General features: G+C 69.3%; 23 protein-coding genes, 1 tRNA gene, 1 pseudogene and 1 riboswitch. Of the genes and pseudogenes, 14 read left to right on the forward strand and 11 right to left on the reverse strand.

Annotated features, from left to right (window positions below):
- The first annotated feature begins 57 nt into the window (after nucleotides 1-57).
- From QNA08_RS15450 to QNA08_RS15475, 6 genes are all read left to right on the forward strand, one after another.
- Nucleotides 58-1,080 (forward strand): formate dehydrogenase subunit gamma, encoded by a 1,023-nt coding sequence (locus QNA08_RS15450; protein WP_283741621.1) that lies wholly within the window; start codon nucleotides 58-60, stop codon nucleotides 1,078-1,080.
- A gap of 104 nt (nucleotides 1,081-1,184) precedes the next feature.
- Nucleotides 1,185-1,724 (forward strand): molybdopterin-guanine dinucleotide biosynthesis protein B, encoded by a 540-nt coding sequence (gene mobB, locus QNA08_RS15455; RefSeq protein WP_283741622.1) that lies wholly within the window; start codon nucleotides 1,185-1,187, stop codon nucleotides 1,722-1,724.
- A complete protein-coding gene (locus QNA08_RS15460; RefSeq protein WP_283741623.1) occupies nucleotides 1,708-2,961 on the forward strand; it encodes a molybdopterin molybdotransferase MoeA in 1,254 nt (417 codons plus the stop codon). Before mobB ends, QNA08_RS15460 begins: the two co-directional genes overlap by 17 nt.
- Nucleotides 2,962-2,986: 25 nt before the next feature.
- Nucleotides 2,987-4,714 carry an NAD(P)H-dependent oxidoreductase subunit E gene (locus QNA08_RS15465; protein ID WP_283741624.1) on the forward strand — a complete coding sequence of 576 codons (1,728 nt, stop codon included), beginning with the start codon at nucleotides 2,987-2,989 and terminating at the stop codon, nucleotides 4,712-4,714.
- Nucleotides 4,711-7,476 carry a formate dehydrogenase subunit alpha gene (gene fdhF / locus QNA08_RS15470; RefSeq protein ID WP_283741625.1) on the forward strand — a complete coding sequence of 922 codons (2,766 nt, stop codon included), beginning with the start codon at nucleotides 4,711-4,713 and terminating at the stop codon, nucleotides 7,474-7,476. The genes QNA08_RS15465 and fdhF overlap by 4 nt, the downstream gene beginning before the upstream one ends.
- 192 nt (nucleotides 7,477-7,668) lie before the next feature.
- Nucleotides 7,669-8,532: a DUF2189 domain-containing protein gene (locus QNA08_RS15475; RefSeq protein ID WP_283741626.1), complete on the forward strand. Its 864-nt coding sequence runs from the start codon at nucleotides 7,669-7,671 to the stop codon at nucleotides 8,530-8,532.
- Nucleotides 8,533-8,578: 46 nt separating this feature from the next.
- Here QNA08_RS15475 and QNA08_RS15480 read toward each other — a convergent pair whose 3' ends face one another.
- From QNA08_RS15480 to QNA08_RS15510, 7 genes are all read right to left on the reverse strand, one after another.
- A complete protein-coding gene (locus QNA08_RS15480) occupies nucleotides 8,579-8,968 on the reverse strand; it encodes a hypothetical protein (RefSeq protein ID WP_283741627.1) in 390 nt (129 codons plus the stop codon).
- Nucleotides 8,969-9,368: 400 nt separating this feature from the next.
- Nucleotides 9,369-10,262: an HNH endonuclease gene (locus QNA08_RS15485; protein ID WP_283741628.1), complete on the reverse strand. Its 894-nt coding sequence runs from the start codon at nucleotides 10,260-10,262 to the stop codon at nucleotides 9,369-9,371.
- Nucleotides 10,263-10,450: 188 nt separating this feature from the next.
- Nucleotides 10,451-10,544: transfer RNA gene (locus QNA08_RS15490), tRNA-Ser, on the reverse strand.
- Between the two features lie 310 nt (nucleotides 10,545-10,854).
- A complete protein-coding gene (cysW, locus tag QNA08_RS15495; protein WP_283741629.1) occupies nucleotides 10,855-11,691 on the reverse strand; it encodes a sulfate ABC transporter permease subunit CysW in 837 nt (278 codons plus the stop codon).
- Between the two features lie 24 nt (nucleotides 11,692-11,715).
- Entirely contained in the window at nucleotides 11,716-12,567 is an 852-nt protein-coding gene (gene cysT / locus QNA08_RS15500) for a sulfate ABC transporter permease subunit CysT (protein ID WP_283741630.1), read from the reverse strand.
- 134 nt (nucleotides 12,568-12,701) lie between these two features.
- Nucleotides 12,702-13,706 carry a thiosulfate ABC transporter substrate-binding protein CysP gene (cysP, locus tag QNA08_RS15505; RefSeq protein WP_283741631.1) on the reverse strand — a complete coding sequence of 335 codons (1,005 nt, stop codon included), beginning with the start codon at nucleotides 13,704-13,706 and terminating at the stop codon, nucleotides 12,702-12,704.
- A gap of 35 nt (nucleotides 13,707-13,741) precedes the next feature.
- A complete protein-coding gene (locus QNA08_RS15510; RefSeq protein WP_283741632.1) occupies nucleotides 13,742-14,854 on the reverse strand; it encodes a sulfate/molybdate ABC transporter ATP-binding protein in 1,113 nt (370 codons plus the stop codon).
- Between the two features lie 298 nt (nucleotides 14,855-15,152).
- Between QNA08_RS15510 and QNA08_RS15515 the strand changes: the two genes are divergently transcribed.
- Nucleotides 15,153-16,361 carry an O-succinylhomoserine sulfhydrylase gene (locus QNA08_RS15515; RefSeq protein ID WP_283741633.1) on the forward strand — a complete coding sequence of 403 codons (1,209 nt, stop codon included), beginning with the start codon at nucleotides 15,153-15,155 and terminating at the stop codon, nucleotides 16,359-16,361.
- A 54-nt stretch (nucleotides 16,362-16,415) separates the two neighbouring features.
- On the opposite strand, the gene QNA08_RS15520 is transcribed toward QNA08_RS15515, so the two are convergent.
- The 3 genes from QNA08_RS15520 to QNA08_RS15530 form a co-directional block, all read right to left on the reverse strand.
- Nucleotides 16,416-17,330, reverse strand: coding sequence for a sulfurtransferase (locus QNA08_RS15520; protein ID WP_283741634.1), 915 nt, complete (start codon nucleotides 17,328-17,330; stop codon nucleotides 16,416-16,418).
- A gap of 11 nt (nucleotides 17,331-17,341) precedes the next feature.
- Nucleotides 17,342-17,782, reverse strand: a complete 441-nt coding sequence (locus QNA08_RS15525; RefSeq protein ID WP_283741635.1) for an OsmC family protein — start codon at nucleotides 17,780-17,782, stop codon at nucleotides 17,342-17,344.
- 147 nt (nucleotides 17,783-17,929) lie between these two features.
- Complete coding sequence (locus QNA08_RS15530; RefSeq protein ID WP_283741636.1) at nucleotides 17,930-18,598, reverse strand: metallophosphoesterase family protein; 669 nt, start codon at nucleotides 18,596-18,598, stop codon at nucleotides 17,930-17,932.
- 241 nt (nucleotides 18,599-18,839) lie between these two features.
- Nucleotides 18,840-18,946: riboswitch (TPP riboswitch) on the forward strand.
- Nucleotides 18,947-19,023: 77 nt separating this feature from the next.
- On the opposite strand from QNA08_RS15530, the gene thiB reads away from it, so the two are divergent.
- The 5 genes and pseudogenes from thiB to QNA08_RS15555 all read left to right on the forward strand — a co-directional run bounded on the left by thiB (nucleotide 19,024) and on the right by QNA08_RS15555 (nucleotide 24,164).
- Entirely contained in the window at nucleotides 19,024-20,031 is a 1,008-nt protein-coding gene (gene thiB / locus QNA08_RS15535; RefSeq protein WP_283741637.1) for a thiamine ABC transporter substrate binding subunit, read from the forward strand.
- Between the two features lie 16 nt (nucleotides 20,032-20,047).
- Nucleotides 20,048-21,622: an ABC transporter permease subunit gene (locus QNA08_RS15540; RefSeq protein WP_283741638.1), complete on the forward strand. Its 1,575-nt coding sequence runs from the start codon at nucleotides 20,048-20,050 to the stop codon at nucleotides 21,620-21,622.
- Nucleotides 21,606-22,319: a thiamine ABC transporter ATP-binding protein gene (gene thiQ / locus QNA08_RS15545; RefSeq protein ID WP_283741639.1), complete on the forward strand. Its 714-nt coding sequence runs from the start codon at nucleotides 21,606-21,608 to the stop codon at nucleotides 22,317-22,319. The genes QNA08_RS15540 and thiQ overlap by 17 nt, the downstream gene beginning before the upstream one ends.
- Nucleotides 22,320-22,398: 79 nt before the next feature.
- Nucleotides 22,399-22,983: a TetR/AcrR family transcriptional regulator gene (locus tag QNA08_RS15550; RefSeq protein ID WP_283741640.1), complete on the forward strand. Its 585-nt coding sequence runs from the start codon at nucleotides 22,399-22,401 to the stop codon at nucleotides 22,981-22,983.
- 80 nt (nucleotides 22,984-23,063) lie between these two features.
- Nucleotides 23,064-24,164, forward strand: a pseudogene (locus QNA08_RS15555) (alkene reductase).
- Nucleotides 24,165-24,222: 58 nt separating this feature from the next.
- Here the strand turns inward: QNA08_RS15555 and QNA08_RS15560 are convergent.
- Nucleotides 24,223-24,570, reverse strand: coding sequence for a hypothetical protein (locus tag QNA08_RS15560; protein WP_283741641.1), 348 nt, complete (start codon nucleotides 24,568-24,570; stop codon nucleotides 24,223-24,225).
- 313 nt (nucleotides 24,571-24,883) lie between these two features.
- On the opposite strand from QNA08_RS15560, the gene QNA08_RS18995 reads away from it, so the two are divergent.
- Nucleotides 24,884-25,039 carry a hypothetical protein gene (locus QNA08_RS18995; RefSeq protein WP_340322266.1) on the forward strand — a complete coding sequence of 52 codons (156 nt, stop codon included), beginning with the start codon at nucleotides 24,884-24,886 and terminating at the stop codon, nucleotides 25,037-25,039.
- Complete coding sequence (locus tag QNA08_RS15565) at nucleotides 25,036-25,548, forward strand: cold-shock protein (protein WP_340322268.1); 513 nt, start codon at nucleotides 25,036-25,038, stop codon at nucleotides 25,546-25,548. The genes QNA08_RS18995 and QNA08_RS15565 overlap by 4 nt, the downstream gene beginning before the upstream one ends.
- Nucleotides 25,549-25,669: the final 121 nt, after the last annotated feature.

The following is a 25,669-nucleotide window of genomic DNA, read 5'->3' on the forward strand; positions in this document are numbered from 1 at the left end:
CGGGCCGCAGGCGGCAGCGCCCGGCGACGCCGTCATATGCATACGGGAGGACAGGCCATGACGCGTGGGGGCTTCGGCCGGCGGATCGCCGTGGCGGCGTTCGTCGCCCTCTTTTCTGTCTGTCTGGCGATGACGCTGGCCCCGCGCGCCGGCTGGGCGCAGCAGGCCCGGCAGGGCGTCAACCCGACCGCCCAGGCCGTGAAGGAGGAGCAGCTCCTGAAGGAGCTCGACCGGGTGACGGGCCGGGTTTCCATCCCGGACAGCAAGGCTGGCACCCTCATCCAGCCTGAGGGGCGCGAGTGGCGGGCCTATCACGAGCGCACGCTGCACTGGATCGGCGGCATCGCCATTCTCGGCATGCTCGCCGTGCTGGCGCTCTTCTATTCCGTCCGCGGCAAGATCCGGATCGAGCACGGCTGGGCGGGCGTCAAGATCATGCGCTTTACGACCTTCGAGCGCTTCGTGCACTGGCTGACGGCCTCCTCCTTCATCGTCCTGGCCCTCTCGGGGCTGAACGTCGTGTTCGGCAAGGTGCTGCTGCTGCCGCTCGTCGGCAGCGACGCGTTCGCCGTCTTCTCGCAATGGGCGAAATATGCCCACAACTACCTGAGCTTCGCCTTTGCCGCCGGCATCGTGCTGACGTTCGTGATCTGGGTGACGGAGAACATCCCGAACCGCACGGACATCGCCTGGGCGAAGCAGGGCGGCGGCATCCTCGGCCATGCGCATCCGCCGGCGGGCAAGTTCAACGGCGGCCAGAAGCTCATCTTCTGGTCCGTCGTCCTCGTTGGCGCGGCCATCGCCGCGAGCGGCTACGTGCTGATGTTCCCCTTCTACGGCACGAATATCGCCGACATGCAGGTGGCGCAGATCATCCACGGCGTGCTCGGCGTGCTGATGATCGCCGTCATCCTGGCGCATATCTACATCGGTACGCTCGGCATGGAAGGCGCCTTCGACGCCATGGGGACGGGCGAGGTGGACCTCAACTGGGCCAAGGAGCACCACAGCCTCTGGGTCGAGGAGGAGATGAGCAAGGCTCGTGCCGCCGGTGGCGGAGCGGCCGTGCCGGCAGAATGAGGGCAGGCTCGACGGACGTTCCCGTCGCGTGTCATTCTGACGACGGGCGCATCCAGGATGCGCCCGTTTGTCATTCGAACGGGTTCATGCAGTCGGATCACATCATGCGCGTCATCGGTCTCGCCGGCTGGAGCGGCTCCGGCAAGACGACGCTCGTCACGCGGCTCATTCCGGCGCTCGCGGCGCGCGGCCTCAAGGTGTCCACCATCAAGCACGCGCATCACGGCTTCGATGTCGACCAGCCGGGCAAGGATTCCTGGCAACACCGGAAGGCGGGCGCCTGCGAGGTGATCGTCTCCTCGGCGCGGCGCTGGGTGCAGATGCACGAACTGCACGGCGAGGCGGAGCCGACCCTGCCCGACCTGCTCGCCCGCTTGTCACCGTGCGACATCGTCATCGTCGAGGGCTTCAAGCGGGCGGGGCATCCGAAGATCGAGGTCTTTCGCCGCGAGAACGCCAAGCCGCCGCTCCATCCAACCGACGACCGCATCCTGGCGGTGGCGAGCGACACGCCCTTTCCCGGGGCGGGCCGGCCGGTGGTCTCCCTGGACGACATCGCGGCGATCGCGGACATGGTGCTGCGCTACGCCGAACCGATCGAGGCCGTGGCGCGGAGGCTCGAGGTCCATGGCGCAGCTCAGTGACGACTGCTTTGCCTTCGGCGGGCCGCTCCTGTCCGTCGAGGCGGCGCTGGCGCTGATCGGCGAGCGTGTCGCGCCCGTCGCCGAGACCGAGAGCGTGCCGCTGGGAGACGCCGACGGGCGGGTGCTCGCGGCCGACGTGGTCGCCCGCGTCGACCTGCCCCCCTTCGCCAATTCCGCCGTCGACGGCTGGGCCGTGCGCTACGCCGATCTCGCGCCCGCAGGTGAGACGGTGCTGCCCGAGGTGGGGCGCCTCCCGGCAGGCGCCAGCGCCGAGGGTGTCAGGGCCGAGGGCTGCGCCGTGCGCATCTTCACCGGCGCGCCCATGCCGGTCGACGCCGACACGGTGTTCATGCAGGAGGATGTGCGCGCCGAGGGCGGCCGCGTCGTCCTGCCAGCGGGGCTGAAGCGCGGGGCCAATGCGCGCCCGGCGGGGGAGGACGTGGCGGCCGGCGCGGTCGCGCTGCCCGCTGGCCGGCGCCTGAGGCCGCAGGACGTGGCGCTCGCAGCCGCCGTCGGGCACCGCATGCTTACGGTGCGTCGCCGCCTGCGCGTCGCCGTGTTCTCCACCGGCGACGAACTCGCGGAGCCGGGCGCGCCGCTCGGCCCGGCGAGCGTCTACGATTCCAATCGCGCGGCGCTGGTCGCCCTCCTGCGCCGTCTCGGCGTTGCGGTATCCGACCTCGGCATCCTGCGCGACGAGCCGGACGGCCTCGCCGAAAACCTCGCCGCCGCAGCGGGCGGCCACGACCTCATCCTGACCTCGGGCGGCGTCTCGACCGGCGAGGAGGACCACGTCAAGGCGGCGGTGGAGCAGGTCGGCTCTCTCGTCTTCTGGCGCATCGCCATCAAGCCGGGGCGCCCCGTGGCGATGGGCGTCGTCCGCGGCACGCCCTTCGTCGGCCTGCCGGGCAATCCCGTCGCCGTCTACGTCACCTTCTCCTGGATCGTGCGCCCGCTCCTCGCGGCGCTGTCCGGCGGCGTGGTCGAGCGGCCGCTCGGCCTGCCGGTGCGCGTGGCCTTCCACTACCGCAAGAAGCCCGGCCGCCGCGAATATGTGCGCGTCAGCCTGCGCCGCGGGGCAGACGGGCTGGTCGAGGCCGTGAAATACGCGCGTGAAGGCGCGGGTGTCCTCACCTCCCTCACCGAGACGGATGGGCTCGCGGAGTTGCCGGAGGAGACGGACGGCGTCGTCGAGGGCGACACCGTGTCGTTCTTCCCCTACGCCACACTCTATTGAACGATCACGCGAGGCAGGCGCCCCCATGGCCGCTACGGATATCATCGGCACGGCACGGCAGCACCCCGGGCGGGGCGAGAGAAGGGCGCGCGCCGTGCCCAAGGGCCGGCAGGTGGACGAGGCCTCCCTGGTCGAGATCCGGGCTCTGCTCGGCGATGCGCCGCGCCGGCGCGACCTCCTGATCGAGCATCTGCATCGCATACAGGACGCCTACGGCCAGATCTCCGCCGCCCATCTCGCGGCGCTCGCCGAGGAGATGCGCCTCTCCCAGGCGGAGGTCTTCGAGGTCGCGACCTTCTACGCCCATTTCGACGTGGTGAAGGAGGGCGAGGCGCCCCTGCCGGCCGTGACCGTGCGCGTCTGCGACAGCCTCACCTGCGCCATGCACGGCGCCGACGCGCTGATGCGCGACCTAGCGGAGTGCGTCGGGCGGGATGTGCGCGTCGTGCGCGCGCCCTGCATGGGCCACTGCGACCGCGCGCCGGTGGCCGCAGTCGGCCACCATGTCGTGGACTGCGCGACCGTCGCCGAGGTCGTTGCCGCGGTGAGGTCGGCCGCGCCCGCCGCCCATGCGGCGCCGCAGGCGGGGGTGCACTGCGAGGCCTATCTGGCGGGCGGCGGCTATGCGCTGCTCCGCAGCCTGCGCGAGGGCGCACTGACCGTCGAGACGGTGCTCGACAGGCTCGAGGCCGCGGGCCTGCGCGGCCTCGGCGGGGCGGGTTTCTCGGCGGCGCGCAAGTGGCGCGCCCTGCGCGGCGAGCCGGGGCCGCGGCTCATGGTCGTCAACGCCGACGAGGGCGAGCCCGGCACCTTCAAGGACCGCCATTTCCTCGAGGAGGATCCGCATCGCGTCCTCGAGGGCATGCTCATCGCTGCCCATGTGGTCGCGGCGGAGGCGATCTACGTCTATGTGCGCGACGAATATCCGGAGGCGCTCGCGATCCTGCGCGAGGAGATCGCGAAGCTGCCCCGCGAGATCACCGACCCCGGCCCCGCGATCCACCTGCGCCGCGGGGCGGGCGCCTATATCTGCGGCGAGGAATCGGCGCTCATCGAGAGCCTCGAGGGCAAGCGCGGCCTGCCCCGCCACAAGCCGCCCTATCCCTTCCAGGTCGGCCTCTTCGGCCGCCCGACACTCGTCAACAACGTCGAGACTCTCGCCTGGGTGCGCGACATCCTGGAGAAGGGGCCCGAGTGGTGGGCGGCGCAGGGGCGCCATGGCGGCCAGGGCCTCAGGGCCTATTCCGTCTCCGGCCGCGTGGCGCGGCCGGGCGTCAAGATCGCCCCGGCGGGCATCACGGCCCGGGAACTGATCGAGGAATTCTGCGGCGGCATGGCTCCGGGCCACATGTTCCGGGCCTATCTGCCAGGCGGCGCCTCGGGCGGCATCCTGCCGGCGGCGATGGCCGACATCCCGCTCGATTTCGGGAAGCTCGAGCCGCACGGCTGCTTCGTCGGCTCGGGCGCCGTCGTGGTGCTGTCGGACAGGGACGACGTGAGGGCGGCCGCCCTCAACCTGATGCGCTTCTTCGAGGACGAGAGCTGCGGCCAGTGCACGCCCTGCCGCGTCGGCACGCAGAAGGCCGTCATGCTCATGCAGCGCCCGGTGTGGGACCGCGAGCTCCTCGCCGAGCTGTCGCAGGTGATGCGCGACGCCTCGATCTGCGGCCTCGGCCAGGCGGCGTCGAACCCGCTTGCGTCAGTCATGCGCTACTTCCCCGAGACCTTCGCGAACGGGGAGGCGGCGCGATGAGCGAGACGATCACCTTCGAGCTCGACGGCCGCACGGTGACGGCGGAAGCGGGCGAGACCATCTGGCAGGTGGCGAAGCGCTGCGGCACCGAGATTCCGCATCTCTGCCACCGGCCCGAGCCCGACTACCGGGCGGACGGCAACTGCCGTGCCTGCATGGTCGAGATTGAGGGCGAGCGTGTGCTCGCCGCCTCCTGCGTGAGGAAGCCCGCGCCGGGCATGAAGGTGCTCAGTGCAAGCGCGCGCGCCGAGAAGGCGCAGCGCATGGTGATGGAGCTGCTCGTTGCCGACCAGCCGCCGCGCGAGGCGGCGCACGATCCGGATTCGGCCTTCTGGGCCTGGGCAGACCGGGTCGGCGTGCATGAGAGCCGCTTTCCCGCGGCCGGGCGCCAGCCGCCGGACACGAGCCATCCGGCCATGCACGTCAATCTCGACGCCTGTATCCAGTGCGGGCTGTGCGTGCGGGCCTGCCGCGAGGTGCAGGTCAACGACGTCATCGGCATGGCTTACCGCAATGCGGGCGCCAAGGTCGTCTTCGACTTCGACGATCCCATGGGGCAGTCCACCTGCGTCGCCTGCGGCGAGTGCGTGCAGGCCTGCCCGACCGGCGCGCTGATGCCTTCGGCCTTCCTCGACACGAGCGAGCGGCGCGTCGTCTGGGCCGATCGCAAGGTGGATTCGCTCTGCCCCTACTGCGGCGTGGGCTGCCAGGTGACCTACCACGTCAAGGACGAGCGGATCGTCTATGCCGAGGGGCGCGACGGGCCGGCCAATCACAACCGCCTCTGCGTGAAGGGCCGCTTCGGCTTCGACTACATCGCCCATCCGCATCGCCTGACGCGCCCGCTCGTGCGCCTGCCCGGTGTGCCGAAACGGGCGGACGATGTCGTCGACCCCGCCAATCCCTGGACGCACTTTCGCGTGGCGACCTGGCAGGAGGCGCTCGACCTCGCCGCCGCCGGCCTCATGCGCATTCGCGACAGGCTTGGAAAGAAGGCGCTCGCCGGTTTCGGCTCGGCCAAGGGCTCGAACGAGGAGGCCTATCTGTTCCAGAAGCTGGTGCGCACCGGCTTCGGCTCCAACAACGTCGACCACTGCACGCGGCTGTGCCACGCCTCCTCGGTGGCCGCGCTCATGGAGGGGCTCAACTCCGGCGCCGTCACCGCCCCCTTTGCCGCCGCCCTCGATGCCGAGGTGATCGTCGTCATCGGTGCCAATCCGGCGGTCAACCATCCCGTGGCCGCGACCTACATCAAGAACGCCGTGAAGCGCGGCGCCAAGCTCGTGGTCATCGATCCGCGCCGGCAGGCGCTGTCCCGCCACGCGACCTACCACCTCGCCTTCAAGCCGGGCAGCGATGTGGCACTGCTCAACGCCATCCTCAACGTCATCGTGACGGAAGGCCTGGCGGACGAGCAGTACATCGCCGGCTATACGGAAGGCTTCGCCGCGCTGAAGGAGCGCATCGTCGATTTCACGCCCGAGGCGATGGAGCCCGTCTGCGGCATCCCGGCCGCGACGATCCGGGAGGTCGCGCGGCTCTACGCCACCTCGCGCGCCTCCATCATCTTCTGGGGCATGGGGGTGAGCCAGCACGTGCACGGCACGGACAATGCCCGCTGCCTCATCGCGCTCGCCCTCACCACCGGCCAGATCGGCCGCCCGGGAACGGGCCTCCATCCCCTCCGGGGGCAGAACAACGTGCAAGGCGCCTCCGACGCCGGCCTCATCCCGATGGTCTATCCGGACTACCAGTCCGTCGAAAAACCGGAGGTGCGGGCGCTCTTCGAAGCCTTCTGGCACAGCGAGCTCGACGCGAGGCGCGGCCTCACCGTCGTCGAGATCATGGACGCGATCCACGCGGGCGAGATCCGGGGCATGTACATCGAAGGCGAGAACCCGGCGATGTCCGACCCCGACCTGCAGCACGCGCGCGAAGCGCTCGCCATGCTCGACCATCTCGTGGTGCAGGACATCTTCCTGACCGAGACAGCCTTCCACGCGGACGTCGTGCTGCCCGCCTCCGCCTTTGCCGAGAAGGCCGGCACCTTCACCAATACGGACCGGCGCGTGCAGCTCGCCCGGCCCGTCGTCGCTCCGCCGGGCGACGCCCGCCAGGATCTGTGGATCATCCAGGAGATCGCCCGGCGCATGGGGCTCGCCTGGAGCTACGCCGGCCCCGCGGACGTCTTCGCCGAGATGGCTGAGGTCATGCCGTCCCTTCGCAACATCACCTGGGAGCGGCTTACCCGGGAAGGGGCGGTGACCTATCCGGTCGATGCGCCGGACGTGCCGGGCAGCGAGATCATCTTCGCCACGGGCTTCCCGACCGAGAACGGGCGCGGGCGCATCGTCCCGGCGCGCGTCACGCCGCCCGACGAGGTGCCGGACGACGATTATCCGATGGTTCTCTCGACGGGCCGGGTGCTCGAGCACTGGCACACCGGCTCCATGACGCGTCGTGCCGAAGTGCTCGACGCGCTGGAGCCCGAGGCCGTAGCCTTCCTCTCGCCGGACGACCTCGAGCGCCAAGGGGTGGCCCCGGGGGACTTCGTGCGCCTGGAGACGCGCCGCGGCACCGTGGACGTCAAGGTCCGCGCCGACCGCGACGTGCCGCCGAACATGGTCTTCATGCCCTTCTGCTATGCCGAAGCGGCGGCGAATCTCCTCACCAATCCCGCCCTCGATCCCTTCGGCAAGATTCCGGAGTTCAAGTTCTGTGCGGTGAGGGTGCGGGCGGCCGGGCGGGGGGCCGCAGGCTGAACGTCCGGCGTCCCGGGGCGGCCGGCGAGCCGGGGCGGGCTCTTGCCTGCAAGAGGGGGGACGCGCGCCTCCGTTCGGAGTATGCTTTTTTCCGTGGCGGGTCGCAGCTCATGCGTGACCGGCCCCCCGAAACGGGCGTCCGGCCACGGGTGACCTGCGGCTCCTCGAACCAGCGGTTCGGGAGAGACGGACATGACCATCCGAAACCCTGTCGAATGGGGCGCGGCGCAGCTCAAGATGGCGACGCGGGCTGTGGAATCGGCCAGTCACGCGGTCTATCACGCCGACGAAAGCCCGAATGTCCTCATGCCGAAGGTCCGCCGCATCGCGGTGTCCGACCTGAGGGAGGTCCTCGTCAAGGGCGTCGAAGATTTCGCGGCCTATCGCACAGACGTCATCTTCATCAGCCTCATCTATCCCGTCGTCGGCCTTGTCCTCGGGCGGGTGGCGGTGGGCTACGACATGCTGCCGCTCCTGTTCCCGCTCGCCTCCGGTTTCGCGCTGGTCGGGCCCTTCGTGGCGATCGGCCTCTACGAGATGAGCCGGCGCCGGGAGGAGGGGGCCGTCATCTCCTGGGTGGACGCCTTCGGTGTGCTCCGCTCCCCGGCCTTCGCCGCGATCCTGGTGCTCGGCTTCATCCTCATGGCGATCTTCCTCGCCTGGCTCATCGCCGCGCAGCTCATCTACAACGCAACGCTCGGGCCCGAACCGCCGGAATCGGTCGAGGCCTTCGTCCGCGACGTCTTCATGACCGCCGCGGGCCGCACGATGATCGTTGTGGGGGTGGGGGTCGGTTTCCTCTTCGCCTGCCTGTCGTTCGCGGTGAGTGTCGTGTCCTTCCCGCTGCTCCTCGACCGGCACGTGGGCGTGGGCACGGCCGTGTGGACGTCGATCCGCACCGTCCTCAAGAACCCCATTCCGATGGCCTGCTGGGGCATGATCGTCGTCGCCGGCCTCGTCATCGGCTCGTTGCCGCTCCTGGTCGGCCTCATCATCGTCATGCCGGTGCTCGGCCACGCTACCTGGCACCTCTACCGCAAGGTCGTGGCGCGCTGAGGCGCGCCATGGCCGAGCGGCCCATCTTCTCCTGCGCCTCCCGCCTTCAGTCGTGGAACACGGTCGACTGGAAGCCCAGCACGTCCAGGAAGATCGCGACCACGACGCCGATCGACACCAGGACGAGCCCGGCGACGAAGATCCGGACCGCACGGTTGTGGCGGGCGAGCACGAGCGAGCGAACCGAGAGCATACTGGCGAGCGCCGTGATCTGCACGGTGATGCCGGCCGTGATCAAGGAGACGGCAATGAGGTCCGTCGCGGACCATGGGCCGGGCGACACCGCCCAGCGCGTGAGAAAGCCGAGCGGGAAGCCGACAAGCACGCCGATCGCCGTGAGCGAGCCGTTCCGGAAGGTGGAATCGATCGTCTCGTCGATCGGTGCTTGGGCGGGCTCCGGCCGCTCCGGAGCATCAGATGGATCGCCGCTCGTCATGGCCGCTGTTCACCTTCCGGAGCGACCGGCGAGCGCGCCCCGAGCGCATTCAGGTTACGTGTGAACCCGGCCCGCGGACAGCTGGCCGAAAGGGGGAGCGAGGCTGCGGCCCATGCCGTCGGCCGGTCGACGCTGGCCGCGCCGTCATGCGAAGGGCCAGCGACAGAGCCATCGAGGCCGGAACCCGGCCCGTCTTGGGCGCCCCCTCGCGTCCTGCGATGCGTCCATGTTGGACGTGTGTTGGACGTCCTTGTTGAACGACCGGGCCGCGCGGGTCAAGCCAGGCGATAATTTTCAGTGAATCTCAAGGGGTCCACGGCGAGGAGAATGGCAGGCAATGGGAAGCGATGTCCGCACGGTCTCCCCGTGATTAAGAGTAAGCTGTCGCGTTCAAGCCAAGTCAATTCTTGAAGCAATTCTCGCGATGCCACTTCAGGAAATGCGGGTGCGGTCTATCTACGGCGCGATCCGGAGCAAAAGCGAACCCCGTCTTGTTGATGAAGCCGCGAACGCGATCCACATCATTCACCTGGCGGGAGATCAGGATCTTCAAGTCGTCATCCAAGCTGATCAATCCGCGGTCGAACATCCAATGCGCCGTACCCGACAGAGCCAGCCCGTTGTTCACAATATCCGGCCCATTCGCCTGAACCGGGCGGATATGGGCGGCGTCGACCTCAGCACGTCCTCCACCGTTGATCAGCTTCAGCCCGGTGATCGCGCAGGTTTCGTTATAGGCGCGCAGTACGATCTTTCGGAACACACGATCGCGCATGGTCCTTGATGTAAAGTACTGCACGCGGTCGCGCTGTTGCTCGAAGAGATAAGGCACTTGCGCCTCCTCGAAGCCGGCGGCGGGTGCGCCGACGCGCGGAAGCAGCGGTTCGTGATCATCAAGACCGCGTTCGATGATGCGATGAAAATCCTGCGGCGAAATCGGGCGAACCGCCGACTGCGCGCGACCTGAAAGCTTTCCCTGCTCGTTCAGCAAGCCACGTTCAATCGGGCCATCGCCATCGCTGAATGGAACCGGGCTGGGGAAATCGAGATAGGAGCCCGGCTCGATGAGCGCGAGATACATGTCAGGCGCCTTCGGATCGGGGATAATCCGCTGCACCCGCGCGATCGCGAAGTAGCCGCGCGTACCGGCAACCTTCGTTGGCTCCAGATAGATAATCCAACTACCGACGCTTGCCTCGGCACGACCGAGATATTGCTTCGGGAACTGGTACCGCTCCGCCGGGCTGTCGTCGTAAATCGAATCAGACCGGTGCATGAAAACGCAATAGCTCATGCCGGGAAGCTAGCCGATCGCCACACCAAAGCACATATGTGAACGGTAGCTTCAGTGAAGCAGCGCACGATAGCAAGACAAACGGCAGAGCAGTGAAGTCCTGTCAACAACCCGTGATGGGAAGGCGGCTCAAGGCGGCTTGTCTTGACCTCACGCAACCCGCGACAATTGCGCGAATTCATGAGTGGTGGCGGAGACGGAGGGATTCGAACCCTCGATAGGGCTTTACAACCCTATAACGGTTTAGCAAACCGCCGCCTTCAGCCTCTCGGCCACGTCTCCGTCCGGCAAGCGTAGGCGCTGTATGCCCGACCCGTCCGTCGTTGACAAGGGCGGCGTTGGACAACCCCTGACCTGACCGTCGGCCGTGCCGGCGGGCGCCCGCATCGCTCCGCCGCGATCTGTCGCGGGGCGTGCAGCGCGGGCGTGGCGGGCCGCCCGTTCGCCGCGACAGGGGCCAATCCGCCGCCTGCCGGGGTTGCGGGGGAAGGGGCTCGGGCACGTCCCTGCGGCCTCGTCCGGTGGATCGATGTGTCGGTTCTCCGTCGCGCCGGCTGCGGGGCAGGAGGCGAGAGGTGATTCGCGCCGGGGGCTATCGGCGTTCGAGCCGCCGCTCCAGCAGGGCCTTGAGAACGAGGGTGACGAGGGCGATCAGCGTCAGCGTCGTCGCCGCGGCGAAGGCGCCAACGGCGTTGTAGTCGTGGTAGAGCAGCTCGACGTGCAGCGGCAGCGTGTTCGTCTCGCCCCGCACGTTGCCGGAGACGACGGACACGGCGCCGAACTCGCCGATGGCACGTGCCGTGCAAAGCACGGCGCCATAGAGCAGCGCCCAGCGGATGTTGGGCAGCGTCACGCGCCAGAAGGTCTGCCAGCCGCTCGCGCCGAGCGTCACCGCCGCCTCCTCCTGGTCGGCCCCCTGCACCTGCATGAGCGGGATGAGCTCGCGCGCAACAAAGGGGCTCGTGACGAAGAGCGTCACGAGCATCATCCCAGGCAGGGCGAACATGATGCGGATGTCGTGCGCCTCAAGGAAGGGGCCGAGGAGCCCCTGGGCTCCGTAGAGCAGCAGATAGATCACGCCCGCGACGATGGGCGAGATCGAGAAAGGCAGCTCGATGAGCGTGACGAGCAGCTTGCGCCCGGGAAAGGCGAAGCGGGTGATGAGCCAGGCCGCCGCCAGCCCGAAAAGCATGTTCACGGGCACGACGACAACGGCGATGACGACGGTCAGGTAGATTGCGTGCAGCGTGTCGGGCGCGAGGACGTTGGCCCGATAGACCGCAAGGCCCTTCGACAGCGCCTGGGCGAAGATGACGGCGACCGGCATCGCCACGAAGGCGAGAGTGAGCACGACGCCGAGGCCGATCAGGAGACGCGGCACGGCGCGCGAGCGGTGTGCGGCGATGGGGGGAGAGGCGACATCGCTCATGCTGACCCTGGGGCTCCCCTGCGATCAACCCTTGCGCGCATGGCGTTGCGCCAGTGCCTGCAGCGCGTTGGTGGCGAGCAGGACGGCGAAGGCCGTGGCGAGCAGCACGACGGCAATCGCCGATGCGGCCGCGTAGTCGTACTCCTCCAGACGGATGAAGACGAGGAGCGACACGATCTCGGTCTTGAAGGGCAGGTTGCCGGCGATGAAGATCACGGCGCCGAACTCGCCGAGGCTGCGCGCGAAGGCGAGCGCGCAACCGGTCAGATGAGCCGGGAAGATCACCGGATAGATCACGCGGCGGAAGATGACGCCGGGATAGGCGCCGAGCGTGGCGGAGGCCTCCTCGATGTCGGGCTGGAGGCTCTCGAGCACCGGCTGGACCGTACGCACGACGAAGGGGGCGCTGGTGAAAGCCATGGCGAGGGCGACCCCCGTGACCGTGTAGACGATCTTGAGGCCGGCCATCTCGAACAACTGGCCGAACCAGCCGTTGGCCGCATAGAGGGCCGTGAGCGCCACGCCTGCCACGGCCGTCGGCAGGGCGAAGGGGATGTCCATGAGCGCATCAAGGATGCGCTTGCCCGCAAATTCGTAGCGCACCAGCACCCAGGCCATCAGCAGGCCGTAGGCGGCGTTGAACGCGGTGGCGAATGCCGCAGCGGTGAGCGTCACCTGGAAGGCGGCGAGCGCGCGCTCGCCGGTCACGAGCCGCAGGAAGCCGTCCGGCCCGATTTCCGCCGACTTGAGGAGAAGGGCGGCGAGCGGCAGGAGCACGACGAGCGCGACATAGGTCAGCGTCGTGCCCATGGTGAGGCCGAACCCGGGGAGGACGCGCCGGGAGCGAAGCCCGATACGCAAGGCGGCTGCAGTCATGATCGATCGGGGTGCGGGGCCGGCGCCCGTTCCGATCCATTTGAGCCGGAATGGGCGCTCGCCATGTGGAAGTCAGGCCATCTCCTTCGCCGAAGCGGCCGCCGCTTCGGCGGAAGATGGTCGAGGGGCCTGTCTCAGCGCTTCACGAAGACCTTGTCGAGAATGCCGCCCTCCGCGAAATGCTCGGCCGTGACCTTGTCCCAGCCGCCGAAGACCTCTTCCACCCTGACAAGGCGGACAGCCGGGAACCGGCCCTTGTGGCGCTCGATTACCGCCGGGTGATGCACGCGGTTGTAGTTCTCGGCGAGGATCTCCTGCCCGGCTTGGCTGTAGAGGAAGTCGAGATAGGCCTTGGCGGTGGCCTCCGTGCCGCGCTTGCCCGCCACCTTGTCCACCACCGCGACGGGGAATTCGGCGAGGATGCTCAGGGACGGCACGACGATCTCGAAGCCCTTGTCGCCGTACTCCTTGCGGATGCCGTTCACCTCGGCCTCGAAGGTGATGAGCACATCGCCGATGCCGCGCTCGACGAAGGTGGTCGTGGCGGCACGCCCGCCCGTGTCGAACACCGGCACGTTGGCGAGCAGCCGCTTCACGAAGTCCTGCGCCCTGGCCTGGTCGCCCTGGGCCTGTTCCAGCGCGAAGGCATAGGCAGCGAGATAGGTGTAACGCGCGTTGCCGGAGGTCTTGGGGTTGGGGAAGACGGACTGCACATCGGGGCGGACGAGGTCGCTCCAGTCCCTGATGCCCTTCGGGTTGCCCTTGCGCACGAGGAAGGCGGGCAGGGAGTAGTAGGGCGAGGCGTTGTTCGGAAAGCGCCTCTGCCAGTCGCGCGCGACATAGCCGCCCTTGTCCCGCAGCACGTCGATATCGGTCACCTGGTTGAACGTGACGACATCCGCCTGCAGGCCTTCCAGGATGGCGCGCGCCTGGCGCGAGGAGCCGCCGTGGGATTGCTTGATCTCGATGGTCTGGCCGGTCTTCGCCTTCCAGGTGGCGGTGAAGGCCGGGTTGATCTGCGCGAAGAGCTCGCGGGCGATGTCATAGGAGGCGTTGAGGATCTCGACCGGCTTGTCCTGCGCCGCGAGCGGGCTGACGGACAGGACGAAGGCCGCCGCGAGGCTGGCGATGCGCTTCATGGGCAGTGCTCCGGGGTGTTGGCGGATCGGGCGGCTCAGAGGGCCGCCTCGAGGATGCGATGGCGTTCGGGCGAGGGGGCTGCCGGCGGCAGCGGGGCGCCGTGAGCGGAGAAGACGCGGCCGCGCAGGAGGCGCAGGCGGACGGCGTCACCCCGGCGCAGATTGCGCAGGCGCGCAGCCTCGCGCGGCAGTTCCACCTCCACCGGCGTTGCGAGGCCGGGAAGGTCGACGTCGTAGCGGATGCTCGGGCCGCTCGTGAGCATGTTGCGGATGCGGGCGGGGGCGCGGCTGTCGGCCACGAGGTCGATCTCGTGCGGGCGCACGAAGAGCGTGGCTGTCCCGTCGGTGCCGGCGGGCGGCGTGACCGCTCCGGCGTCGGCACCGGGCACGACAAGCCGGCCCGCGGCGAGTTCCGCCGGCAGTTCGTTCACGCCGCCGAGAAAGCGGGCGACGAAGGGGCTCGCCGGATGGTCGTAGATCTCGTCGGGCGTGCCGGCCTGCTCGATGCGGCCGTCGCTCATGATGACGACGCGGTCGGCGAGCTCGAAGGCCTCGTCCTGGTCGTGGGTGACGAAGATGGTGGTCATGCCGAGCCGGTCGTGGAGCTCTCGCAGCCAGCGGCGCAGGTCCTTGCGGATGCGCGCGTCGAGAGCGCCGAAGGGCTCGTCGAGCAGCAGCACCTTCGGCTCGATGGCGAGAGCGCGGGCGAGCGCGACGCGCTGGCGCTGGCCGCCGGAGAGCTGCGCCGGAAAGCGGTTGGCGAGATGGCCGATCTCGACGAGGTCGAGCAGCGCCTCGACACGGGCGCGGATCTCGCCCTTCGGCGGACGGCTGGCGCGCGGGCGCACGGTCAGCCCGAAGGCGACGTTGTCGCGCACGCTCATGTGCTGGAAGAGCGCGTAGTGCTGGAACACGAAGCCCACCCGCCGGCGCTGGGCCTCGAGGGCGAGCCAGTCCCGCCCGTCAACCGTGACGCTGCCGGCCTGCGGCCATTCGAGCCCGGCCAGGATGCGCAGAAGGGTCGTCTTGCCGGAGCCGGACGCCCCGAGCAGCGCGACGAGCTCGCCATCGGCAATGGTGAGATCGATGCCGCGCAGCACCGGCGCATCGGCGAAGCGTTTCTCGATGCCCTTGATGGCGATGGCCATGGCTCGTCCTCCCGCAGCTGCGACGGCGATGGGCGCGACAATTCACGAGGCGGGGCCCGGCGTCAATTAAAATCCGATCATGAATGCATGATTGTGTAATATACATTCTTCTTAAGTTATATATCCTCCGCGGGCCAACGGACGGCGTTCGGTCCGGCCGCTCGCGAATGTCCGTCGGTATAGCGCTTCCGCAGGAAGAACGATCGTTCTTTTTTCCGAACAATGCGCTATGAAGGCGGTGCCGGTGCGCGCCGGCCCAACGCTTTGGAACAGTCGATCATTGCCGACGGAACAGCCCATGTCGCAGCTTCAGCCGCCGCACCTGCCCGCCCTCGAGAGCCTGCATCCCGATACGCGCCTCGTGCATGCGGGCACGCTCCGCTCGCAGTTTGGCGAGACTTCCGAGGCTCTCTTCCTGACACAGGGCCACGTCTATCCGAGCGCGGAGGAGTGCGAGGCGCGCTTCACGGGCGACAGCCCGGGCTTCATCTACGCCCGCTTCTCCAACCCGACCGTCGCCATGTTCGAGGAGCGGATGGCGGCGATGGAGGGCGCGGAAGCGGCGCGCGCCACGGCCACCGGCATGGCGGCCGTGACGGCGGCACTCCTCTCCCAGCTCAAGGCGGGCGATCATGTGGTTGCCTCGCGCGCGTTATTCGGCTCGTGCCGCTACGTGATCGAGGAGCTGCTGCCGCGTTTCGGCGTACCCTCGACCCTGGTCGACGGCACGAACCTCGACGAGTGGCGCGCCGCCGTTCGGCCGGAAACCAGGGTCTTCTTCCTCGAAAGCCCGTCGAATCCGACGCTCGAGGTCATCGACATAAAGGCGGTGGCTGACATCGCGCATGCGGCGGGGGCCGCCCTCGTCGTCGACAACGTCTTCGCCACGCCCCTGTGGCAGAAGCCGCTGGCGCTCGGCGCCGACTGCGTCGTCTATTCGGCGACGAAGCACATCGACGGTCAGGGGCGCTGTCTCGGCGGCGTGATCCTGGCGTCGGAGGACTTCATCCAGAAGCACGTCCACACCTTCCTGCGCCAGACGGGGCCGGCGCTGTCGCCCTTCAACGCCTGGGTGCTCCTCAAGGCGCTCGAGACGCTGCCCCTGCGCATCGAGCGCCAGACGCGCACGGCGGTCGCGGTGGCGGACGCGCTCGCCGGGCTACCGAAGATCGAGCGGCTGATCTACGCCGGTCGGCCGGACCATCCGCAGGCCGCCATCATCGCCCGGCAGATGACCGGCGGCTCGACGCTCGTCGCCTTCGATGTCGCGGGCGGCAAGGCGGGGGCCTTCCGCTTCATGAACGCGCTGAGGCTCGTGCGCATCTCCAACAATCTCGGCGACGCCAAGAGCCTCATCACCCATCCGGCGACGACCACGCACCAGCGTTTCACGCCCGAGCAGCGCGCCGCCATGGGCGTGTCGGAGGGGTTGGTGCGCCTCTCGGTCGGCCTCGAACACCCGGACGATCTCGTCGGCGACCTGAAGCAGGCACTCGCGCAGGTGTGACGGGGCGCCGCCCCGCCGCCGGTCGTCGGCAGGGGCCCGCCGAACGGGTGCGTCCTAGGCTCCCGTCGCCACCGGCCGCCGCTCGTCCGCCGTCCATTCGGACATTGAGCCGTCGTAGAGGCTCACGTCGGGCCGGCGCAGGACCTCGGACAGCACGAACCAGTTGGTCGAGGCGAGGTGGCCGGTGTTGCAATAGCTGATCACCGGGCCGGCAGGGACGGCTGCGAACAGGCGTTCGAGCTCTTCCCGCTGGCGCAGGCCGTTGCGCGTGCCGTCGTAGGCGAGGGCATGGTCGAGGTGAATGGCACCGGGCAGGCGGCCGGGGCGCGCCGCCTGCGGGCTTTTCTCCCGTCCCTCGAAATGGGCCTCCGAGCGGCCGTCGAGCAGAGTCTCGGACGAATGCGCCACGGCAGCCTCGACCCGCGCGACCTCCGCCTGCAACTGCGGACGCAGGGCGACCGGATAGCGGGTCGCCGCGCGGTCGGGCGAGGGCCCGCTCTCCACCGGCCGGCTCCCATCCGCGCGCCAGGCGGCAAAGCCGCCGTCGAGGATCGACAGGCGCGCGTGACCGGCGACCTTCAGCGTCCAGTAGACGCGCGCGGCTGCGCTGAAGTCGCCGGCGCTCACGCCTGCCGGCACGATGACGACATGGTGCCGTGGTTCGAGGCCGAGACGGCCGAAGAGCGCGGCGAGCGCCGCCGGCTCCGGCAGTGCCCCGGCCGCTGGGCCGCGCGCGGCGCGCCAGCCGTCCTTGCCGTAGTCGCTGTGGACGGCACCGGGAACATGCGCGGCCTCGTAGGCCTCGCGCCCGCCGCCATCGACCGCCGAGCGGATGTCGAGCACGAGAAGATCGCCCCGCCCGAGCTGCATGGCGAGCCACGCGGCGGACACGAGGGGCGGCGGTGCATCCGCGCCGCCGCCGCGGGTCGGGTGATCGGCCATGGGCGTGTCCATGTGAATGCGGTTCATGGCGCAGAAGGTCAGGCGGATGCAGCGGCTTCGGCCGATTCGTCGGTCAGAACGAGATCGTGGGTGATCTCGGCGACCTGGCCCAGCATGATCGAGGCGGAGCAATATTTCTCCTTCGAGAGCTCGATGGCGCGTTCCACCTTGTCGCGGGCGAGGCCGCGGCCGCTCACCCTGTAGGTGATGTGGATCCTGGTGAAGACCTTGGGATCGGTCTCGGCGCGCTCGGCCTCCACCTCGACGGCACAGTCCGTCACGGGCTGGCGACCGCGCTTGAGGATGAGCACCACGTCGAAGGCGGTGCAGCCGCCGAGGCCCATCAGCAGCATTTCCATCGGGCGGATGCCGATATTGCGCCCGCCGTATTCCGGCGCGCCGTCGAGAACGACCGCGTGACCGCTGCCCGCCTCGGCCATGAAGGCCATGCCGTCGACCCATTTGACGCGCGCTTTCATGTCTTCCTTCCCTGCCTGACGTGGTGGGGCCGGCGAAGGCAGACATGGATTCCGCCCCTCTCGTCCGTCCCGAGTGGCGGACCATAGCCTCTTCCACGCCCCGCGGCACAGGGGCAGATGGCCGCTCCCCGGCGGCAAGGCGCCGGCTCAGTCGCGCGAGAGCGAGAGAAACTCGACGGGTGCCTCGTCGAGGAACACGGCAGCCGTCAGCGGCCCGCCGCCGACCGCGCCCGTGTCGAGATTGAGACGGTAGGGGCGGCAGTCGGGCAGGCCGTCCGTCGGCGTGTGGCCGTGCACGACGAACCGCCCGAAATGGTAGTCCTCCGACAGGAACGGTTCGCGGATCCAGAGCATGTCGTGCACCGTCTGCTTGGCGAGCGCGACGCCCGGGCGGACGCCGGCATGCACGAAGAAGCGCACGCCGTCGTCGTGGTAGAGCGGCAGCGTGGCGAGCCAGCCGAGGTGGCTGGCCGGAATGTCGCGCGGGTGGGCGACGGCATAGCTCTGCAGCGTCTGCAGGCCGCCCTGCAAAAGCCACCACAGGACGGTATCGGGCGATCCGCTGCGGGCCGCCGTCAGCAGCATGTCCTCGTGGTTGCCCTTCAGGCAGATCACCCGCTCGGGCGCTTCGTTCTGCAGGTGCATGAGATACTCGACGACCTTGCGCGTATCCGGCCCGCGATCGACGTAGTCGCCGAGGAAGACGAACTTGAACCTGCGCCGCCCGCAGTGGCGCCGACACTCGAAGACAAGCCGCGCCAGCTGGTCGAAGCAGCCGTGGATATCCCCGATGGCATAGGTGACGGTCTCGGGCATGGCGCTCCTCGCGCGCCGGCGCATCCCGCCCGCAGGGCGCCGTCACAATGACGATACTCCCGCGCGCGGCATCATCGATAGCGCCGCAGCTGGGCCGCCGGGGCCCGCCGGTGAAACCCGCGAGGGCGCGGCCCTGATGCCCGCGAGCGGGCGGGCGCCGCTTCCCGCATGACGCCTGGGGAACTCCCGGGCAGCTTTCCTGCGATTTCTTGCCACTCCGCGGCCGAGGGTCTACGGATCGGGCGATCTCGCGGGGTGCCTGACGAGGCTGAGAGGCGGCTTCACGCCGCCAACCCGTCGAACCTGATCCGGGTCGTGCCGGCGGAGGGACCGAGACGATGGCACCGCGACGGGCCGCTCTCGCCGCCCCGGCCGCCCGGATCACCGGCCGGCATCGATCGAGGAGGCGTATCGCGATGTTCCGCATGTTCGCTCTGTCGGTCGCCTTCCTGGCGACCTTGGGCCTCACCGCGCCGCAAGCCGTGGCACAGTCCGACAAGCCCACGCTCACCGTCTACACCTACCGCGCCTTCGCCGGGAAATACGGGCCCGGCGCCAGGGTGAAGGAGCGTTTCGAGGCGGCCTGCGCCTGCACGCTCGATCTGGTGCAGACCGACGATGCCGGCTCGCTGCTGGCCCGCCTCAAGCTCGAAGGCAAGGACACCAAGGCCGACGTCGTCCTCGGCCTGGACACGAATCAGACGGCCGAGGCGCGCGCCGCCGGGCTCGTCGTGCCTCACGGCCTCGATACTGCGGGCCTCGACCTGCCGGTTCCGTGGACCGACGACAGCTTCATCCCCTTCGACTGGGGATGGTTCGCCTTCGTCTACGATTCCGACAAGCTGAGGAACCCGCCGGCAAGCTTCAAGGCGTTCGTCGAGGCGGCTGACGGGCCGAAGATCATCATCCAGGATCCCCGAACCTCGACGCCGGGCCTCGGGCTGATGCTCTGGGTGCAGGCGCTCTACGGCGACAAGGCCGGCGATGTCTGGGCGAGGCTTGCGCCGCGCATCGTCACCGTGACCAAGGGCTGGTCGGAGGCCTACGGGCTCTTCCTCAAGGGGGAGGCCGACATGGTGCTGAGCTACACGACCTCGCCCGCCTATCATGTGGGCGTCGAGAAGAAGACGAACTACAAGGCCGCGATCTTTCCCGAAGGTCACTATCTGCAGGTCGAGGTCGCCGGCCTCGTGAAGTCGTCCGAGAAGCCCGACCTCGCCCGCTCGTTCCTGCGCTTCGTCCTGTCGGAGGCCTTCCAGTCCGCCATGCCGGAAGGCAACTGGATGTATCCGGCCAAGGTTCCGCAGGGCGGCCTGCCGGCCTCCTTCGCCGGGCTCGACAAGCCGCAGAAGTCGCTGCTCCTCGCGCCCGAGGTCGTGCGCGACGGCCGCCGCGCCTGGACGGACGTCTGGCTCGGCGCCCTGCGCCGCTGAGCGGGTTCTCGCCGGCATGGTCCCGGGCCTCCTGGCGCTGGCGCTCGTCCTCGGCGTGGTCGCCGCGGCGCTCGCGGGCCTTGCGCTCGCCGCCGGTCCGTCGCTGCCCGTCGTGCCCTGGGGTTATGTCGGCGGCGTTGTCGCCTTCAGCCTCTGGCAGGCGCTCGTCTCGACCATCCTGTCGCTCGCGCTGGGGGCGGGCCTTGCGCTCGCGCTCGCACGGCGCACGCGCTTTGCCGGCCGCACCCTGCTCATCGCGGCGATGAACCTCGCCACCGTGCTGCCGGCGATCGTCGTCGTCTTCGGCGTCGTCACCGTGTTCGGGCGCGCCGGCTGGCTGGGGGAGGGCATGCGGGCGCTCGGGTTCGACATGGGCAGCTGGCTCTACGGCCTGCCGGGCATCCTCATCGCCCACGTCTTCTTCAACGCCCCGCTCGCGGCCCGCGTCTTCCTCGCGGGCCTCGCCGCCGTGCCGGCGGAGCACTGGCGCCTCGCCGCCCAGCTCGGCATGGGGCCGCTCGCCGTCTTTCGCTTCATCGACCGGCCCGTGCTCCTGCGCGAGGCCCCGGGTCTCGCCGGGCTCGTCTTCCTGCTCTGCTTCACGAGCTTCGCCGTGGTCCTCGCGCTCGGTGGCGGGCCACGGGCAGCGACGCTTGAAGTGTCGATCTACGAGGCCTTGCGCTTCGACGTCGATTTCGGTCGCGCCGGCGTGCTGGCGGCCTTGCAGATCGTGCTTGGCCTCGTTCTCGTGCTGCCGATTCTGCGGCTCGGCACGCGCGCGGCCGAAGCGGCGGCCACGGGCTTCGTCGAGGCGCGGCCGGATGTTGAGGCCGTCCTGCCAAAGGTTCTGGACGCGCTGGTGCTCGCGCTCGGCACCGGGCTCGTCCTGCCGCCGCTCGCCGCTGTCGCCCTGTCGGGAGCGAGGGCGCTCGCAACTCTCGCGCAGCCCGAGGTCCTTGCCTCGCTGGCGACGAGCGTCGTCGTCGCAATACCGGCGGGCGCGCTTTCGGTCGCACTGGCGCTCGCCTTCGCCGGCCTGACGCGGCGCTTGCGCATCGCGCGGGCACGGCCGCGCGCGGCGGATGCCGTGTCGCTCGCGGGCCTCGTCATCCTCGTCATGCCGCCATTCACGCTGGCGGCCGGTCTCTTCGTCGTGCTGCGCCTTGTGGCCGACCCCTTCGCGCTCGGCCTGCCGCTCCTCGCCCTCGTCAACGCCCTGATGGCGCTGCCGCTCGTGCTGCGGCAGGTGGAGCCGCCGCTCATGCTCTCGGCCGAGCGCTACGGCCACCTGGCCGAGAGCCTGGGCATCGTCGGGACGGACCGCCTGCGCCTCGTCGACGCGCCCCTGCTCCGGCGCCCCGTGATCGTCGCCTTCGCCGCGGCGACGGCCCTGTCGCTCGGCGATCTCGGCGTCGCGGCCTTCTTCGGTTCCGGCGAATTCGTCACGCTCCCCGTCTTGCTGCACCAGCGTCTCGGGGCCTATCGCATGGACGAGGCGGCGTCGGTGGCGCTGCTCCTTGCGCTCCTCGCCTTCGCCTTCTTCATCCTTGCGCAACACTTCTCCGGGGACGGCCGTGCTGGAGATCGCTGATCTCGCCATCGATTATCCGGAGTTTTCCGCGCACTACGACCTCCTCGTGCCGAAGGGCGCGCTGTGCGCGCTCATCGGGCCGTCCGGCGGCGGCAAGACGACACTGCTCCATGCGGTCGCCGGCTTCGGGCGGCCGCCACGCGGCACGTTGCGCTTCGAGGGCGTGGATCTGACGCGGCTGAAGCCCGCCGAGCGGCCCCTGTCCATCCTCTTCCAGGAGCACAATCTCTTCCCGCACCTGACGGCGGCGCAGAACGTGGGGCTGGGGCTCGACCCGGGGCTCAGGCTCGCAGCGGCCCAGCGCGCAGCGGTCGACGCCGCGCTCGCGCGCGTCGGCCTCGCCGGCCTCGCAGAACGCCTGCCGGCGCAGCTCTCCGGCGGCCAGCGCCAACGCGTCGCGCTCGCCCGCGCCCTCGTGCGCAACCGCCCCCTCATCCTGCTCGACGAGCCCTTCGGCGGGCTCGATCCCGGCCTCAGGCTCGAGATGATCGGGCTCGTCGACCAGCTTCGGCGCGAGCGCAGGCTGACGGTGCTGATGTCCATCCATACGCCGGAAGACGCCGCCGACGTCGCCGATCTGATGGCCTTCGTGGCCGAGGGAAAGGTGATCGCCACCGACACGCCGGCGAAGCTCCTCGCCGGCGCCCGGCATCCGGCGCTCGATCGCTATTTCCGCCGCGCGCCCCTCGGCGCATGAGGCACGGCGGGGGGATACGAGCGGCAGCGGACCTGATGCGTGGCCTTGAAATACGGAACGGGCAGTCCATATTGCGTGCATGGACACCACCGTCGCCCATCCCGGCCGGCCGCGTGAGTTCGATGCCGACGTCGCCCTTGCAGCGGCGCTCGACGTCTTCTGGCGCCAGGGCTACGAGGCCACCTCGCTGGACGACCTGACGAAGGCCATGGGCATCAGCCGGTCGAGCTTCTACGCCTGCTACGGCTCCAAGCATGCCTGTCTCGTCGCCGCCATCCGCCGCTACAGCGACGAGCGGCTGGAGAGCCTCGCGGCGCTGGCCGAGGGGCGGGGCGAGGAGGCGCTGCCAGCGGCGGTCGCGGCCCTCGTCAACGTGGCGGGTGGGCGAGAGGGCTGCTTCCTCATCAACTGCATCACCGAGCTTGCCCCGCAGGACGAGGCGATCGAGGCGGTCGGGCGGCGTCACCTCGACGAGGTCGAGCACCTGCTCACTGGTCTCGTGGCGGCTCGGCGCGGCCGGCGGGGCGCGCCCAATGCCAGCGACCGCGCCCGGGCGAGCGCATTGCTGTCGCTCGCGCTGGGCGCCACGGTCCTGCGCAAGGCGGGCGCTTCGGCGGAGCGGATCGAAACCCTTTTGGCCGAGTCGGAGGCGCTCCTCGCCTGAAGGGGAGCGCGTTCGCCCGGTCTTGTCAGTGCCAATTATGGACCGATCGATCCATATATGGCCGAACCTGGAGTGCAAGGATGACCACTGCGACGCTCTTCAGCCCCTTGAAGGTCGGCGAGCTCGATCTCGCGAACCGCATCGTCATGGCGCCGCTCACGCGCAACCGCGCGGCGCCCGAGGGCGACGTGCCCACGCCCCTGATGGCCGAATACTATGCCCAGCGGGCGCAGGCCGGCCTCATCATCACCGAGGCGTCGCAGATCTCGCCGGAGGGCAAGGGCTATGCCTGGACGCCCGGCATCTACAGCGCCGAGCAGGTGAAGGGGTGGCGGCGCATCACCGAGGCCGTCCATGCCGAGGGGGGCAAGATCGTCATCCAGCTCTGGCACGTGGGGCGGGTGTCGCACACCTCCCTGCAGCCCGGCGGCGCCGCGCCGGTCGCGCCCTCCGCCATCGTTGCCCGGACGCGCACCTTCGACGGGACGGCCTTCGTCGACACCTCCACGCCGCGGGCGCTCGAGACGGCCTAGATCGCCCGTATCGTCGGCGACTATCGTCGAGCGGCGGAGAATGCGCGCGAGGCGGGCTTCGACGGGGTCGAGCTGCACGCCGCCAACGGCTATCTCATCGACCAGTTCCTGCGCGACGGCTCGAACAGGCGCACGGACGCCTATGGCGGGTCGACCGCGAATCGCGCCCGCCTCCTCGTCGAAGTGCTGGAGGCGCTGGTCGGCGTCCTGCCGCCCGGTCGCATCGGCCTGCGCCTGAGCCCGTTCAGCAACGTCAATGACGTGGCCGACAGCGACCCGATGGCGACCTTCGGCTACGCGATCGAGCGCGCGAGCGATTTCGGCCTCGCCTATCTGCATCTGGTCGAGGGCCAGACGAGCGGCTCGCGCGACCTGCCGCCAGGGGCGGACCTCAAGGCTCTGCGCGCGCGCTTCAAGGGCGCCTACATGGCCAACAACGGCTATGACCGGGACCTTGCGCTGCGCGCCGTGGAAGCTGGGGTGGCCGATCTCGTCGCCTTCGGCAAGGCGTTCATCTCCAACCCCGATCTCGTCGAACGCCTGCGCCGCGACGCCGCGCTGAACGAGCTCGACCAGGATACGCTCTACGGCGGCGGCGCCAAGGGCTATACCGACTACCCGACCTTGCGGACCGTCGAGGCGGCCTGATCGGCCCAAGGGCTGGGGCGGCGGGCCTCGTGGCACGCCGCCCGTCTCCTTTCTCCCCTCATCTCCGCCCTCTGCGCATCAGGATGAGTCGGGGGCTGCTGTTGGCGGCGGCCGACGCGAGGGCCGTCGCGGAGGGCGCTCGCGGCCGATCGTGCATGGCCAGGCCACCCTCGACGCCGGCGGGGCGTTGTCCGGGCGCCGCCGGGGAGCGACGGGCTGCGGCGCGCAGGTCCATGACGAGCGCGAGATTGGCGCAGGAGATTGCCAGCAGCGCGCCGAGTAGGTACAACTCCAGCGTGCCAATGTCGCGGAGCACCGCCAGTAATAGCCCTCCGACGAACAGAACCCCAGCACCCGCAAGCATGGGCAGGCCCGAGATGAGTGTTTGTTGCGCATTACCCCTCATCACGCTTTCCCCAGCGCTCGCGTGATTGCCCGAATCGAGTCGTCTGACGAAACCTCATCGCAGCGTAGTCTTTAGTTGCACGTGATTGGAGCAAGGAGAAGGGATGATCTATTAACGACCCGGGTCAGATATCGCTAATAAGTTGTTAATCAATGAAGGTTCCGAAAAACTACGTAGCGGACTACAATGCTGGTGACAGATGCGGGGTAGTCGCTGTATTGTCCTGCGGCAGAGCCTGCTGCGTTCGCCGGTACCGTTCCGTTCCGAAGCTGCGGATCTGATTGTAACTCCCTGGACTTCCGCATGAACCGATATGACGATTTTCGTGACTCGCGCCGTGGCTCTGGCCGTGGTGGGCGGTCTTTCCATGATGACGGTTTCGGCGCGCCGCGTCGTGACCGTGGCCCCGGCGGCGGGCGCTTCGGCGATGAAGGCGGCGATTATTTCCAGGCGCCGACCGGCCCGGTGATCGATGGCGTGGTGAAGTGGTTCAACCCTGCCAAGGGCTTCGGCTTCATCACCTGCAACGACGGCTCCGGCGACGCCTTCCTGCCCCTGCGCGCCATCGAGGCGGCCGGTCACTCGACCGCGGAGCCCGGCGCGCCGATCAAGGTTCGCGTCCGCAACGGCGCGAAGGGCATCCAGGTCGCCGAGGTGGTCGAACTCGGAGCCGGCGATCCGAACGCCGTCCCGAGCGATCGCGGCGGCGGCGGCGGCTTCGGCGGCCCGCGCCGGGGTGGCGGCGGCCCGCACGCCCACCTCCCGGCCGAGGAAGCGCTCGGCACGGTGAAGTGGTACAACCGCGACAAGGGCTTCGGCTTCATCCAGCCCGACGACGGCGGCAAGGACGTGTTCGTCCACGCCTCGGCCTTGCGCCGCGCCGGCCTGCAGGATCTCGCCGAGGGCGAGCGCGTCACCATGCAGGTCGTGACGAGCGACAAGGGCCGCGAGGCCCGCGACATCTCGGTCGGCGGCTGATCCGATTCGAAACACGCTCCCGGCGGCATTGCCGGGAGCGCGGGATGAAGCCCGTGTTGCCCATCGCCCGGACGGGGGATGCGGCACACGGGCTTTTTCTTGGCACTGATGCCCGGCGGGG

The organism is Chelatococcus albus, assembly GCF_030067675.1.
GTDB classification, from domain to species: domain Bacteria; phylum Pseudomonadota; class Alphaproteobacteria; order Rhizobiales; family Beijerinckiaceae; genus Chelatococcus_A; species Chelatococcus_A albus.

Coding starts and splice junctions, on each gene's coding strand:
- QNA08_RS15540 (WP_283741638.1), top strand. CDS start 20,048: ATGGTCCCGGGCCTCCTGGCGCTGGCGCTCGTCCTCGGCGTGGTCGCC.
- QNA08_RS15550 (WP_283741640.1), top strand. CDS start 22,399: ATGGACACCACCGTCGCCCATCCCGGCCGGCCGCGTGAGTTCGATGCC.
- QNA08_RS18995 (WP_340322266.1), top strand. CDS start 24,884: ATGACGATTTTCGTGACTCGCGCCGTGGCTCTGGCCGTGGTGGGCGGT.
- QNA08_RS15525 (WP_283741635.1), bottom strand. CDS start 17,782: ATGAAAGCGCGCGTCAAATGGGTCGACGGCATGGCCTTCATGGCCGAG.
- QNA08_RS15530 (WP_283741636.1), bottom strand. CDS start 18,598: ATGCCCGAGACCGTCACCTATGCCATCGGGGATATCCACGGCTGCTTC.
- cysW (WP_283741629.1), bottom strand. CDS start 11,691: ATGAGCGATGTCGCCTCTCCCCCCATCGCCGCACACCGCTCGCGCGCC.
- QNA08_RS15475 (WP_283741626.1), top strand. CDS start 7,669: ATGACCATCCGAAACCCTGTCGAATGGGGCGCGGCGCAGCTCAAGATG.
- thiB (WP_283741637.1), top strand. CDS start 19,024: ATGTTCGCTCTGTCGGTCGCCTTCCTGGCGACCTTGGGCCTCACCGCG.
- QNA08_RS15560 (WP_283741641.1), bottom strand. CDS start 24,570: ATGAGGGGTAATGCGCAACAAACACTCATCTCGGGCCTGCCCATGCTT.
- QNA08_RS15520 (WP_283741634.1), bottom strand. CDS start 17,330: ATGAACCGCATTCACATGGACACGCCCATGGCCGATCACCCGACCCGC.
- QNA08_RS15480 (WP_283741627.1), bottom strand. CDS start 8,968: ATGACGAGCGGCGATCCATCTGATGCTCCGGAGCGGCCGGAGCCCGCC.
- QNA08_RS15460 (WP_283741623.1), top strand. CDS start 1,708: ATGGCGCAGCTCAGTGACGACTGCTTTGCCTTCGGCGGGCCGCTCCTG.
- mobB (WP_283741622.1), top strand. CDS start 1,185: ATGCGCGTCATCGGTCTCGCCGGCTGGAGCGGCTCCGGCAAGACGACG.
- cysP (WP_283741631.1), bottom strand. CDS start 13,706: ATGAAGCGCATCGCCAGCCTCGCGGCGGCCTTCGTCCTGTCCGTCAGC.
- QNA08_RS15515 (WP_283741633.1), top strand. CDS start 15,153: ATGTCGCAGCTTCAGCCGCCGCACCTGCCCGCCCTCGAGAGCCTGCAT.
- QNA08_RS15465 (WP_283741624.1), top strand. CDS start 2,987: ATGGCCGCTACGGATATCATCGGCACGGCACGGCAGCACCCCGGGCGG.
- fdhF (WP_283741625.1), top strand. CDS start 4,711: ATGAGCGAGACGATCACCTTCGAGCTCGACGGCCGCACGGTGACGGCG.
- QNA08_RS15510 (WP_283741632.1), bottom strand. CDS start 14,854: ATGGCCATCGCCATCAAGGGCATCGAGAAACGCTTCGCCGATGCGCCG.
- QNA08_RS15450 (WP_283741621.1), top strand. CDS start 58: ATGACGCGTGGGGGCTTCGGCCGGCGGATCGCCGTGGCGGCGTTCGTC.
- cysT (WP_283741630.1), bottom strand. CDS start 12,567: ATGACTGCAGCCGCCTTGCGTATCGGGCTTCGCTCCCGGCGCGTCCTC.
- QNA08_RS15485 (WP_283741628.1), bottom strand. CDS start 10,262: ATGAGCTATTGCGTTTTCATGCACCGGTCTGATTCGATTTACGACGAC.